This is a genomic window from Azospirillum sp. Marseille-Q6669 (assembly GCF_965111635.1).
Genome location: NZ_CBCOOP010000003.1, coordinates 106,170 through 118,697, shown reverse-complemented (window position 1 = coordinate 118,697; position 12,528 = coordinate 106,170). Strand labels below are relative to the sequence as shown.

General features: G+C 68.7%; 11 protein-coding genes. 10 read left to right on the top strand and 1 reads right to left on the bottom strand.

Translation table 11 applies throughout. The annotated features are described in order from the left end of the window. Positions 1-5 precede the first annotated feature (5 nt). The 4 genes from ACWPXE_RS17945 (at position 6) to ACWPXE_RS17930 (ending at position 4,927) form a co-directional block, all read left to right on the top strand. Positions 6-2,003, top strand: coding sequence for a HAMP domain-containing methyl-accepting chemotaxis protein (locus ACWPXE_RS17945; RefSeq protein WP_454018869.1), 1,998 nt, complete (start codon positions 6-8; stop codon positions 2,001-2,003). A gap of 118 nt (positions 2,004-2,121) precedes the next feature. Beyond that, a complete protein-coding gene (locus ACWPXE_RS17940) occupies positions 2,122-2,772 on the top strand; it encodes a hypothetical protein (RefSeq protein WP_454018868.1) in 651 nt (216 codons plus the stop codon). Between the two features lie 51 nt (positions 2,773-2,823). Then, positions 2,824-3,990, top strand: a complete 1,167-nt coding sequence (locus ACWPXE_RS17935; RefSeq protein WP_454018867.1) for an ABC transporter substrate-binding protein — start codon at positions 2,824-2,826, stop codon at positions 3,988-3,990. Positions 3,991-4,012: 22 nt separating this feature from the next. Beyond that, complete coding sequence (locus tag ACWPXE_RS17930; RefSeq protein ID WP_454018866.1) at positions 4,013-4,927, top strand: branched-chain amino acid ABC transporter permease; 915 nt, start codon at positions 4,013-4,015, stop codon at positions 4,925-4,927. 191 nt (positions 4,928-5,118) lie between these two features. On the opposite strand, the gene queC is transcribed toward ACWPXE_RS17930, so the two are convergent. Further along, entirely contained in the window at positions 5,119-5,814 is a 696-nt protein-coding gene (gene queC / locus ACWPXE_RS17925) for a 7-cyano-7-deazaguanine synthase QueC (protein WP_454018865.1), read from the bottom strand. Between the two features lie 253 nt (positions 5,815-6,067). Between queC and ACWPXE_RS17920 the strand changes: the two genes are divergently transcribed. The 6 genes from ACWPXE_RS17920 (at position 6,068) to ACWPXE_RS17895 (ending at position 12,516) form a co-directional block, all read left to right on the top strand. Further along, positions 6,068-7,444, top strand: a complete 1,377-nt coding sequence (locus ACWPXE_RS17920; protein ID WP_454018864.1) for a hypothetical protein — start codon at positions 6,068-6,070, stop codon at positions 7,442-7,444. A 203-nt stretch (positions 7,445-7,647) separates the two neighbouring features. After that, entirely contained in the window at positions 7,648-9,045 is a 1,398-nt protein-coding gene (locus ACWPXE_RS17915) for a hypothetical protein (protein WP_454018863.1), read from the top strand. A 133-nt stretch (positions 9,046-9,178) separates the two neighbouring features. After that, the gene (locus ACWPXE_RS17910; RefSeq protein ID WP_454018862.1) at positions 9,179-10,198 is read left to right on the top strand and encodes a branched-chain amino acid ABC transporter permease; all 1,020 of its coding nucleotides are present in this window, start codon (positions 9,179-9,181) and stop codon (positions 10,196-10,198) included. Further along, entirely contained in the window at positions 10,195-10,968 is a 774-nt protein-coding gene (locus tag ACWPXE_RS17905; protein ID WP_454018861.1) for an ABC transporter ATP-binding protein, read from the top strand. Before ACWPXE_RS17910 ends, ACWPXE_RS17905 begins: the two co-directional genes overlap by 4 nt. Beyond that, complete coding sequence (locus tag ACWPXE_RS17900) at positions 10,968-11,669, top strand: ABC transporter ATP-binding protein (protein WP_454018860.1); 702 nt, start codon at positions 10,968-10,970, stop codon at positions 11,667-11,669. Before ACWPXE_RS17905 ends, ACWPXE_RS17900 begins: the two co-directional genes overlap by 1 nt. After that, positions 11,659-12,516, top strand: a complete 858-nt coding sequence (locus ACWPXE_RS17895; RefSeq protein WP_454018859.1) for an alpha/beta hydrolase — start codon at positions 11,659-11,661, stop codon at positions 12,514-12,516. The genes ACWPXE_RS17900 and ACWPXE_RS17895 overlap by 11 nt, the downstream gene beginning before the upstream one ends. Positions 12,517-12,528: the final 12 nt, after the last annotated feature.

Genomic DNA, 12,528 nt, shown 5'->3' with positions numbered 1-12,528 from the left:
CGACCATGAGCCTGTTCAACCATCTTCGGGTCGGCACCAAGATCACCGCGGCGAACGCCGGGGTTCTCCTCTTCCTGGTCGCCATCGGCGGCATCGGGGTCTACGCCCTGATGGACGCCAAGCACGGCTTCGCGACCTATCAGACCCTGGCCCGCCAGACCACCGAGGTCGGGCGCATCCAGGCGACGATGCTGGAGGTCCAGCTCCAGGCCAAGACCTTCCTGCTGACCGGCAGCGAAGAGGCCGCCCACATGGTGGACTCGCTGGCCGCCGACCTGGACGGGCGGATCGACGAGGCCAAGACCCTGTTCACCGAGCCGACGCTGAGCCGCACGGTGACGCAGATGGACGATGAGTTGGGCCAATACCGCGAGGCCTTCACCCGCATCATGGAGTTCCAGGCGACCCGCAACGAGGCGTCGGCGGAGCTTCTCGACCTCGGGGTCAAGATGGAGAAGGCGCTCAGCGGCGTCATGGACAGCGCCTACGCGGACGGCGACACCGAGGCCGCCTATCAGGCGGGCATGGCGGCGCGCCACTTCCTGGCCGCCCGCAACACCGCCAACCGCTTCCTGACCGACGGCTCGGCGGAGAGCGCCGACATCTTCCGCAAGGAGTTGCAGAACGCCCGCGAGCGCGGCAACGCGATGCTCGCCAAGCTGACCGAGCTGGAGCGCCGCCGCGGCGCCTCCTCCTTCCTGGCTTACCAGCGCGTATTCGCCACTCAGTTCGAGAAGGCGATCGTCGCCACCACCAAGCGGGACGAGCTGGTCTCGCAAGTGCTGGAGACGCTCGGCCCGACCGTCAACGCACGGGTCGAGCAGCTCCGCGACGCCAGCGCCCGCCAGCAGGCGGCGCTCGGCACCACCGCCACCGAGAACATCGACCGCGCCCGGACGGTGACCACCGCCGCCGCCGCGGTCGCCGTCCTGCTCGGGCTGATCTCCGCCCTGCTGATCGGGCGCGGCCTGTCGCGGCCCATCGTATCGATGACCGACACCATGACCCGGCTGGCTGGCGGCGACCGCCGGGTGGACGTGCCCGGCCTGGGCCGCGGCGACGAGATCGGCGGCATGGCCAAGGCCGTCGAGGTGTTCAAGCACAGCCTGATCGACGCCGACCGCATGGCCGCCGAGCATGCGACCCGCCGGGAGCGGTCGGAGCGCATCGACTCCCTGACCCGCGAGTTCGACCGCATGGTGATGGACGTGCTGTCCCGCGTCTCCTCCGCCGCCACCCAGCTCAACAGCACGGCCCAGGGCATGTCGGTCACCGCCGAGCAGACCACCCGGCAGGCCAGCGCCGTCGCCGCCGCATCGACCCAGGCCACCGCCAACGTGGAGACCGTCGCCGCCGCCGCCGAGGAGCTGTCCAGCTCGATCCAGGAGATCAGCCGGCAGGTCGCCCAGAGCAACAGCATCGCCGGGCAGGCGGTCAGCACCGCCGAGCGGACCGACGCCACCGTGCGCGGGCTGGTCGACGCCGCCCAGCGCATCGGCGAGGTGGTCCAGCTCATCAACGACATCGCCAGCCAGACCAACCTGCTGGCCTTGAACGCCACCATCGAGGCGGCGCGGGCCGGCGAGGCGGGCAAGGGCTTCGCCGTCGTCGCGTCGGAGGTCAAGAGCCTCGCCAACCAGACCGCCAAGGCGACCGAGGACATCTCCGGCCAGATCGCCGGCATCCAGCAGGTCAGCCGCGAGGCCGCCGGGGCAATCGCCGAGATCGGCCGCGTGATCGGCGAGATCAGCCACATCTCCACCACCATCGCCGCCGCGGTCGAGGAGCAGGGTGCGGCCACCCAGGAGATCAGCCGCAACGTCCAGCAGGCCGCCCGCGGCACGCAGGAGGTGTCGGGCAACATCGCCGGAGTGACCCAGGCGGCGGAAGCCACCGGCGATGCCTCCCGTCAGGTGCTCGACGCCGCCGATGGGCTGAGCGGCGAGGCGGAGGGGCTGCGCGGCTTCGTCTCGCGCTTCCTGACCGACATGCGGGCCGCTTGACGGTTTCGTCTTCCCCCCTCCTCCATCGGATTGCGCTGGAGGAGGGGTTTTTCTTGCGCCACGCCGGCCCTGTTGGGCAAATAGGGGTCACTGCGCACCCCGGACTGCTTTTCCCATCATGATCCTGACCCCGATCCCGGCCGAGACGATGCCGGAGGCCCTGGCGACCTTCGAGCGCCTGCTGGCCGGCAAGCCCCTGCCCCTCGCCGCCTTCCGGCGCATCGCCGCCACATGGCCGGTGCCCGGCGGCGTCGACACGCCGGAGCAGCGCGCCGAGGCGGTGCGGCTGGCCCACGCCCACGGCATCGGCACGCTGGACGAGCCTCCCAACGCCTCCTTCATGTGGGACGGCGAGGTCATCCGGACCGATGTGGAATCCACGGTCATCGTGCATGAGGTCGCCCACTGGCTGGTCGCCGCGCCCGAGCGCCGCGCGCTCTACGACTTCGGCCTGGGGCCGGGGCCGGAGACGACACTGCGCAAGGAGGCGCGCAGCCAGCAGAAGCTGACCTTCGAGGAATGCATGCACGAGGAGCAGCAGACCTCCCTGCTCGGCGTGCTGTGGGAGGCCGAGCTGGACCAGCCGGCGATCCTCGCCTTCCTGGAGCAGAACTGGATGGAGCGCTGGGAGCGGGAGAGCACCGCCGCCTTCTTCATCCGCCATGTCGAGGAACTCTTCACCCGCGGCCTGATCGACGCCGAGGGCCGCCCGTCCACGGCGCGCGCCTGGGCGGACAAGCGGGCGGACGAACGGATGCGGGCTGCCTGACATTCGCGCTGCCCACAAATCAATCATAATACCCCCGGAGGCTGGACCGTCATGACCCGCAACCTGCTTACGCTGGCCTCCGCGCTGGCCCTGCTCGCCACCCCGGCGGCGGCGGACACGCTGAAGATCGGCATGATCACCACCCTGTCCGGCCCCGGCGCGGGGCTGGGCATCGACATCCGCGACGGCTTCGCGCTGGCGGTGGAGCATGCGGGCGGCAAGCTGGGCGGGCAGGACACCCAGGTCATCGAGGCGGACGACCAGCAGAAGCCCGACGTCGCGGTCGGCCTCGCCAACCGCATGGTCGAGCGCGACCGCGTGCAGGTGGTGACCGGCGTGGTCTGGTCGAACCTCGCGCTGGCGATGCTGCCGACGCTGGCCGGCGGGCAGACCTTCTTCATCAGCCCGAACGCCGGCCCGTCGCAGCTGGCGGGCGCGCAGTGCAACCCGTACTTCTTCAACGCCGCCTACCAGAACGACCAGATCCACGAGGCCGTGGGTAAGCATGTCCAGGACGAGGGCTTCAAGAAGGCCTATCTGATGGCCCCCAACTACCCGGCGGGCAAGGACGGTCTGGCCGGCTTCAAGCGCTACTACAAGGGCGAGGTCGCGGGCGAGGTCTACACCCAGGTCGGGCAGCTCGACTACGCGGCGGAGCTGGCGCAGCTCAAGGCCGCGGCGCCGGACGCCGTCTACGTCTTCTACCCCGGCGGCATGGGCATCAACTTCATCAAGCAGTATGAGCAGGCCGGGCTGAAGGGTGCGGTGCCGCTGTTCGGCCCCGGCTTCTCCTTCGACCAGGACATCCTGGCGGCGGTCGGCGAGTCCGCGCTCGGCGTCAAGAACTCGGCGCAGTGGAGCCCCGACCTCGACAACGCCGCCAACAAGAAATTCGTCGCCGACTTCAAGGCCAAATACGGGCGCATCCCGTCCATGTACGCCGCTCAGGGCTACGACACGGCGCTGCTGATCGACACGGCGGTGAAGGCGGTCGGCGGCAACCTGAAGGACAAGGACAAGCTGCGCGCCGCTCTGGCCTCGGCCAAGCTGCAGAGCCTGCGCGGCGAGGTGGCCTTCAACACCAACCACTACCCGATCCACAACATCTACCTGCGCGAGGTGGTGAAAGGGGCTGACGGTGCGGTGACCAACAAGACCGTCGCCACGGTCTTCACCAACCACGCCGACGCCTACGTCAAAGACTGTCCGATGAAGTGAGGCGCAGCCAGGACGCCGGAGAATGGACGCGCTCCTCCTCGTCGAACAGGGGCTGAACGGGCTTCAGCTCGGCGTGATGCTGTTCCTGATGGCCGCCGGGCTGACGCTCGTCTTCGGCATCATGGACCTCATCAACCTCGCCCACGGCACCTTCTACATGGTCGGCGCCTACCTGACGGCGGCGCTGGTGCCGGTGCTGGACAGCTTTCCGCTGGCGCTGGCGGCGGCGGTTCTGCTGACGGCGCTCCTCGGGCTGGTGGTGGAGGCGGTGGCGCTGCGCACGCTCTACCGCCGCGACCACCTGGATCAGGTGCTGGCGACCTTCGGGCTGATCCTGTTCTTCAACGAGCTGGTGAAGATCGTCTTCGGCCCGGTCCCCATCTTCCTGAACCCGCCGGCGGCGCTGGCCGGGACGGTGGACCTGTTCGGGCTGAAATACCCGGCCTTCCGGCTGGCGATCCTCGCGGTGGGCATCGCGGTGGCGGTGTTCCTGTGGCTGCTGATCGCCCGCACGCGGGTCGGCATGCTGATCCGCGCCGGCGCCACCAACCGCGAGATGGTGATGGCGCTGGGGGTGGATGTCCGGCTGCTGTTCGGGCTGGTCTTCGCGCTGGGCTGCGGGCTGGCCGGGCTGGCCGGCGCCATGGCCGGGCCGGTGCTGGCCGTTCAGGTCGGCATGGGCGAGCAGATCCTGATCCTGACCTTCGTCGTCATCGTGATCGGCGGCATCGGCTCGATCCGCGGGGCGCTGGCCGGCGCCCTGCTGGTCGGCATGGTGGACACGCTGGGCCGCGCCCTGCTGCCGGCCGCCTTCCGTCTGGTGATGGACGCCGCCAACGCCAGCGCCGCCGGGGCGGCCCTGGCCTCCATGGCGATCTATGTGCTGATGGCGGTGGTCCTGGCGATCAAGCCCAAGGGGCTGTTCCCGGCGCACTGAGGTCCGGAATTCTTGGAGGCAACGGAATTCACACGGATTTCGCGGATTTGGACACGGATGACACGGATTTTTCTGGTCCGTGCGCAACGCGAGACGCTTCGGTCAGCACGCGCCGGGCACGACCAAAAAGAAATCCGTGCTTAAATCCGTGAAATCCGTGAAGCCCTGCTGCCCGCCGAGAATCCCGAACCTTACCGCGGCCCGTAGGCCACCGGGTCGGCCAGTCCGGCCTCCGAGAAGCCCTTCAGCCGCAGCAGGCAGCTGTCGCAGGAGCCGCAGGCGGTGCCGTCCGGCGCCGGGTCGTAGCAGGAGTGGGTCAGGCCGTAATCCACCCCCAGCTCCAGCCCGCGACGGATGATGCCCGCCTTGTCGAGCGTCATCAGCGGGGCGTGGATCGTGAACCGGCTGGTGCCCTCCACCCCCGCCTTGGTGGCGAGGTTCGCCATGGTCTCGAAGGCGGCGATGTATTCGGGTCGGCAGTCCGGATAGCCGGAATAGTCCAGAGCGTTCACGCCGATGAAGATGTCCGACGCCTCCAGCGTCTCCGCCCAGGCCAGCGCGAAGGACAGGAACACCGTGTTGCGCGCCGGGACGTAGGTCACCGGGATGCCTGTCCCCAGATCGGCCGCGCTGGCGTGTTTGGGCACGTCGATGGCGTCGGTCAGAGCGGAGCCACCGAAGGCCCGCAGGTCGATGTCGGCGATGACGTGGCGGTCAACCGCCATGGCCGCGGCGACGCGCTTGGCCGCTTCCAGCTCCACCGCGTGGCGCTGCCCATAGCGGAAGCTGAGCGCGTTCAGCCGGTACCCCTGCTCGCGCGCGATGGCCAGCACCGTCGTGGAATCCAGCCCGCCGCTGACCAGCACCACCGCATTCTTCGCGTTCATCTCTCAATCCTTTTCCATGGCTACTGACCTTTCCCATGGCCACATGGCCGGCCCGGCATAATCCCGTCCTTGTCCATGGGTCAACGCCAACGGCAGACGCCGCGCAACATCCCCGTGGCCGGATCGAAAAAACCTCAGGCTGTTAACGCTTCGGAAATTCCCCCGGCAGCATAGTCGTTGGCACGACGAACTTTCAGAAAGCAGGCATAGAACCGGCACCGCGACCTCCGCCGGTTGCAGGGGAGACATCGCCGTGAACGCAGTCCAACCGCCGCCCAGCGCCCAGGACGAACACGCGGAATCGCCCTGCACTGGCCCCACCTGTGACTGCACCGGTGCCGCCAAGGCGGCGGATTGCCAATCCTCCTGCCATCTGAACGACGCGGCCTTCCGGGACCGCGCCAAGGAAATCCTGTTCAGCGGACGGGTCATCACCGCCGGAGCGGTGCATCTGATCGGTCTGGAGGACATCCGGGCCCAGCTCGGCGACCGCTGGGAGCGGGTAAAGGAGCGGGTCCAGATCTACACCACCCGCCTGCTCGAAAAGATGCTCTCCCCTCACGACGTGTGGTTCCGGCACGGCGAGGCCCAATTCATCATCGTGTTCGCCCACGCGGACATACAGGCGGCCCAGCTGATCTGCGGGAAAATCGTCGAAGACCTTCATCAGGCCTTGCTGGGGCACAGCGACACCAGCCAGATCATCGTCAAGACCGCGCTGGTGGAAATCGACGGCAGCGTCGCGGTCGGCAGCGCACGGTTGGACGACTTGCTGCTCCACGCGGCCTACCCTTCGGAACGACCGTCCGCCAAGCCGCAGCCCGGGGAGCGGTTCGAGGAGAGGCAGCGCCTGTCTCTGACGGATTTCGCGCTCGGGAACGGTGAGCCGCCGCCGCGGCCCAAGGTGCTGTTCCGCCCGGTCTACGATGTGCGAAACAAGGTGATCTCCACCTACACCTGCCGGCCGGATCTCCACACCTGCCGGCACATCAACCAGATCACCGCGGATGACGTCCTGCAGGAGGAGGCCATCTTCGATTACGACATGGAGACCCTGTGCCATGCCGTCCGCACCTACAATGAGCTGTACAAGAACAAATTCCGTTACGCCCAGACCATCCCCGTCCATTTCGAGACCCTCGCCTCGGTGCGGCGGCGGCGGGAGTATCTCCAGTCCTGCCGGATGATCCCCAATTGCCTGATCCCCTTCCTGGCCTTCGAGCTGGAAGGATTGCCGCAGGGCATTCCAAACGGCCGGCTGGCCGAGATGGTCACCATGCTGCGCCCCTTCGGCCGCGCCACCATCATCATCCTGAGGGAGGAAACCCCCGACATCGCGGTTTACGCCAACGCCGGCGTCAAGGGCGTCGGGCTGGCCATGGATTTCAGGGACGGCGATCAGCGCTGCATCGACAAGATCAACGCCTTCTGCCCCGTCCCACGCAAACACGGTCTGTTCGCCTATCTGGACGGCATCCGCAACATCGAACAGTTTCAGGCGGCGATCGAAGCCGGGGCGGCCTATGTCAGCGGGCCCGTGGTCGGCAAGGATTCCGACGTTCCCGAACACATGCGGCGCTGCACCGAAAAGCAGATGCTGATGAGGGCCAGAGTTAAGGCACGGCGCTAGTCGGCATAGGCACGTTCGGAAAAGGACGCTTCTTTTCGCATAGTCCGTCTGCAAAGGCCGGCCCCACGCTTCCGTTAACGCATTAGCAAGTGCGAAAGGATCATGCTGTTTGTGCAGTCGATCCATTCAAGTTCGCACCCATTCCAGGCGGCTGCCCTGCCTTTGGGTTCGCGCTCCCCACAACCGGAAAGGGAAGCTCGACCATGGTCACACACCATCCCTCCGGTCCGGACGATGCCCCACCGGAACACGACCCACCGAAACACGACGACGGCCTCACCCCGTCCTTGGCTCCGTCCTCCACCCAATCGATCGACGAGTCCTTCAAGGAACGCGCCCGGCAGATTCTGACGCACAGCCAGACGGTCACCGCGGGGTCCGTCCACCTGATCGGCCTCGATGAGATCCGGAATGAGCTGGGCGACCGCTGGGGAAGCGTAAACGAGCGGGTGCACGTCTACACCGAGCGCATGCTCAAGAAGGTGCTGTCGCCGCGCGACGTCTGGTTCCGCTATGGCGAGAACCACTACATCATCGTCTTCGCCCAGGCCGACCGGAAGGCGGCGCAACTGACCTGCAGCAAGGTGATGGAAAGCCTGCACCAGGCGCTGCTGGGCCACGCCAACACGCGGCGCATCACCGTCAAGACCGCGGTGGTCGATGTCGGCGGCGGGGTCGCCCTGGACACCGCACGGCTGGCCGACCTGCTCAAGGACGCCGTCCACAAGCCGGAAGGCGCCGCGCCGGCTTCTCCCGCGGCGGCGGACGGCGCCATTCCGGCGGCCATTCCGGCGGAGGCGCGGCACCCGCACTGGACCGAGATGCCGACGGACACCATCACGCCGCAGAGCCGGCCCAAGGTGCTGTTCCGTCCGGTCTTCGACGTGAAGCACAAGGTGGTGTCGACCTACTGCTGCCGCACCGATGCGGACACGGCCCGCTATCTGAACCTGATGGACTCCTTCGACCCGGAGCGAGAGGAGGCGGTCTTCGACCTGGACATGGAGACGCTGAGCCTCGCGGTCAGCACCTACAACGAACTGTACGCCAACAAATTCCGCTACGCCCAGACCATCCCCATCCATTTCGGCACGCTCGCCTCCAGCCGGCGGCGGCGTGAATACATCCAGACCTGCCGGATGATCCCGCGCGTGCTGATGCCCTTCCTGGCCTTCGAGCTGGATGGGCTGCCGGCCGGCGTTCCCTATGGGCGGCTGGCGGAGATCGTGGCGATGCTGCGCCCCTTCGCCCGCGCCGCCATGGTCATCCTGCACGAGGACGCGGGCGACCTGTCGGTCTACGCCACCGCCGGCGTCAAGGGGGTCGGGCTGCGGCTGGACGGGCGGGAGGACGAGCCGCACATCCTGGAGCGGGTCCAGACCTTCTGCCCCGGACCGCGCAAGTTCGGCATGTTCGCCTACGTGGACGGCATCCGAAACCCGGTGGAGCTGGAGGCGGCGGAGGCCGCGGGCGCCGCCTATCTGAGCGGCCCCATCATTGGCGAGGATTCGGAGGTGCCGGAGCACATGAAGCGCTGCACCGAACGCCAGCTCCTCCAGCGGTCGCGGCGGCGGCGCCACCACGACACGCCCTGGGGGTGAGCAGGCGGGGCTAAGCGGGCAGGCACCCGCTGTCGGCGCGACCTTTTGTGTTCAAGCCCGCCCATCTGTGCGAAAAGACGGGGTTACCAATTGGCCTGCTGATTGGTTGACCGCCCCTCTTTTCCGGCCCTCCATGCCCCCGACCGCGCCCCGAACCGCCCTGCTCTCCCGCCCCCGCATCGCCCTGCTGATCCTGCTGGCCGTCGCGCTGGCGCTTCCCACCGTCGCCGACTGGATGGGGGAACCCTTCTACGTGCGGCTGGCGACGCGCATCCTGGTCTTCGCCCTGGCGGCGGTCAGCCTCGACCTGATCCTGGGCTTCGGCGGGATGGTCAGCTTCGGCCACGCCGCCTTCGTCGGGATCGGCGGCTATGCCGTCGGCATCCTGTTCGCGCACCAGTCGGACGGATCGACGCTGTTCGGCTTTCCCGGCACGGTGAACGGGCTGATCGTCTGGCCGCTGGCCATGCTGGCCGGGGCGCTGGCGGCGCTGCCGGTGGGGGCGATCTCGCTGCGCACCACCGGCGTGCCCTTCATCATGATCACGCTGGCCTTCGCCCAGATGCTCTTCTATCTGATGACCGGGCTGAAGGCCTATGGCGGGGACGACGGCATCGCGCTGTGGAGCCGCTCCACCCTGCCCGCCCCGCTGAACATCACCGACCACACCACCTTCTATTACGTGGTGCTGGGGCTTCTGGTGGCGGCCTTGGCGCTGGGCTGGCGGCTGGTCAACTCCCGTTTCGGGCGGGTGATCCGCGGCGCCAAGGACAACGAGCGGCGGATGGCCGCGCTCGGCTACCCGGTCACCCGCTACAAGCTCGTCGCCTTCGTCATCGCCGGGGCGCTGGCCGGGCTGGCCGGGGCGCTGCTCGCCAACGCCACCATGTTCGTCGGGCCGCAGTATCTGCATTGGAGCCGCTCGGGCGACCTGATCGTGATGGTCGTGCTGGGCGGCATCGGCACGCTGATCGGTCCGGTGCTGGGTGCCGCCGCCCTCCTGCTGCTGGAGGAGTTCGTGCCGGAGCTGATGGACCTTGCCCACGCCGGGCTGGGCGAGCATTGGAAGATCGTGCTGGGGCCGGTGCTGATCCTTCTGGTGCTGTATGCCCGCAAAGGATTGTGGGGCGTCGTCGCGGGGAGGCGCCCATGAGCCGCCCGCTATCGAGCCCCCCCCTGCTGAGCACCGACTCGCTGGTCAAGCGCTTCGGCGGGCTGGCCGCCACCGATGGCCTCTCGCTGTCCGTCGCGGAGGGGGAACTGCACGCCTTGATCGGCCCGAACGGGGCCGGCAAGACCACCCTCATCGGCCAGCTGTCGGGGGAACTGACCCCCGATTCCGGGACCATCCTGTTCGACGGGCGCGACGTGACCCGCCTGCCCGTGCACAAGCGGGCGCAGCGCGGGCTGGCGCGCAGCTTCCAGATCACCTCGATCTTCCCCAGCTTCACGGCGCTCGACAACGTGGCGCTGGCGGTGCAGGCCCACGCCGGGCACAGCTTCCGCTTCTGGCGCGACGCCGGGCGCGACCGTCGACTGGCAGACCCCGCCCGCGCCGTGCTGGAGCGGGTTGGGCTGGGCGCGCGCGCCGACACCCGCGCCGACGCGCTGGCCCATGGCGAGAAGCGGCAGCTCGAACTGGCGATGGCCCTGGCCACCGGGCCGCGGCTGCTGCTGCTCGACGAGCCGATGGCCGGCATGGGGCCGGAGGACTCCGCCCGCATGGTCGAGCTGCTGCGGGAGTTGAAGGGCGGCGTGACGATCCTGCTGGTGGAGCACGACATGGACGCCGTCTTCGCGCTGGCCGACCGCATCACCGTTCTGGTGCGCGGCAAGGACCTCGCCAGCGGCACCCCGGAGCAGATCCGCAACGACCCGGCGGTGCGCGAGGCCTATCTGGGCGACGAGCTGGAGGTCGCCTGATGCTGCGCGTCGCCAACCTGACCGCCGCCTACGGCTCCAGCCAGGCGCTGTTCGGCATGGAGCTGTCCGTCGACGCCGGGGAGGCGGTGACGCTGATGGGCCGCAACGGCATGGGCAAGACCACGACCATCAAGGCCATCATGGGCCTCGTGGCGCCGACCGGCGGCACCATCGCCTTCGAGGGCGCGGAGATCGCGGGCCGCCCGCCGCACCGAATCGCGCGGGCCGGCATCGCCCTGGTGCCGGAGGGGCGGCAGGTCTTCCCCACCCTGACCGTGCGCGAGAACCTGATCGCCACCGCCGCCAACCGCTTCGGGCGGCGCGATCCCTGGACGGTGGAGCGGGTCCACGCCCTGTTCCCCCGGCTGGCCGAGCGCGCCGGCAACCTCGCCCGCAACCTGTCGGGCGGGGAGCAGCAGATGCTCGCCGTCGGGCGCGCCCTGATGACCAACCCGAAGCTGCTGATACTCGACGAGGCGACGGAGGGGCTGGCCCCGCTGGTCCGGCAGGAGATCTGGGACTGCCTCGCCCGCCTGAAGGACGAGGGGCAGGCGATCCTGGTAGTGGACAAGAACGTGCACGCCCTCGCCGCCCTGGCCGACCGCCATCACGTCATCGAGAAGGGGCGGCTGGTGTGGTCCGGCAGTTCCGCCGCCCTGCTCGCCGACCCCACCTTGAAGGAGCGCTATCTTGGCGTCTGAAGCCCTGTTTGGCGGCCCCCAGTCACAAAAGTTGACCGCCGCCGAGATCGACCGCCAATACAATTTCCGCAAGCTGGTGCCGGAGCACCCGGCCTATTTCGCCCGCTGGCAGGCGGAGAGCGAGGCGGTGCGCGCCCGGCTCGGCGGGCGCTATGACATTCCCACCGGCCCGCACCCGCGCCAGCGCGCCGACGTCTTCCCCGCCGGAGAGGGAGCGCCGGTGCTGGTCTTCATCCATGGCGGCTACTGGCGGGCCCTGTCGAAGGACCTGCATTCCTTCATCGCCGCGCCCTATGTGGAGCGCGGGGTGACGGTCGTCCTGCTCGGTTACGGCCTGTGCCCGGACGTGACGATGGACGAGCTGTGCGGCCACGCCCAGGCCGGCCTGGACTGGGTGTTCGCCAACGCGGCCGGCTTCGGCGGCGATCCGCGGCGGGTGGTGGTGTCCGGCCATTCGGCGGGCGGCCATCTGACGGCGAAGCTCGTCTCGGAGAATCGCGACCGCGTGGCCGGCGGCATCCCGATCAGCGGCCTCTACGACCTGGAGCCGATGCTCGGCTTCGAGGTGAACGAGCAGCTGCGGCTCGATCCCGACTCGGCGCGGCGGCTGAGCCCGATCCACGCCGTTCCCGCCCCGGCCCCGCTGCTGATGCCGGCGCTGGGCGGCCTTGAGACCGACGCGATGCACCGCCAGCAGGCCGACTACGCCCTGGCCTGGGCCGCGCAGGGCAACGCGGTGCGGGAGATCGTGGAGCCGGGCGCCGACCATTTCAGCGTGGTCGACCGCTTCGCCGAACCGGGTAGCCTGCTGTTCGAAGCGGCGCTGGCGATGCTCAAGGACAGCTGAGGGACGCTCCAG

Bases quoted from the DNA above. Each gene is read 5' to 3' on its own strand.
- ACWPXE_RS17915 (WP_454018863.1), top strand. From the start codon at position 7,648: ATGGTCACACACCATCCCTCCGGTCCGGACGATGCCCCACCGGAACAC.
- ACWPXE_RS17935 (WP_454018867.1), top strand. From the start codon at position 2,824: ATGACCCGCAACCTGCTTACGCTGGCCTCCGCGCTGGCCCTGCTCGCC.
- ACWPXE_RS17905 (WP_454018861.1), top strand. From the start codon at position 10,195: ATGAGCCGCCCGCTATCGAGCCCCCCCCTGCTGAGCACCGACTCGCTG.
- ACWPXE_RS17910 (WP_454018862.1), top strand. From the start codon at position 9,179: ATGCCCCCGACCGCGCCCCGAACCGCCCTGCTCTCCCGCCCCCGCATC.
- ACWPXE_RS17900 (WP_454018860.1), top strand. From the start codon at position 10,968: ATGCTGCGCGTCGCCAACCTGACCGCCGCCTACGGCTCCAGCCAGGCG.
- ACWPXE_RS17940 (WP_454018868.1), top strand. From the start codon at position 2,122: ATGATCCTGACCCCGATCCCGGCCGAGACGATGCCGGAGGCCCTGGCG.
- queC (WP_454018865.1), bottom strand. From the start codon at position 5,814: ATGAACGCGAAGAATGCGGTGGTGCTGGTCAGCGGCGGGCTGGATTCC.
- ACWPXE_RS17930 (WP_454018866.1), top strand. From the start codon at position 4,013: ATGGACGCGCTCCTCCTCGTCGAACAGGGGCTGAACGGGCTTCAGCTC.
- ACWPXE_RS17945 (WP_454018869.1), top strand. From the start codon at position 6: ATGAGCCTGTTCAACCATCTTCGGGTCGGCACCAAGATCACCGCGGCG.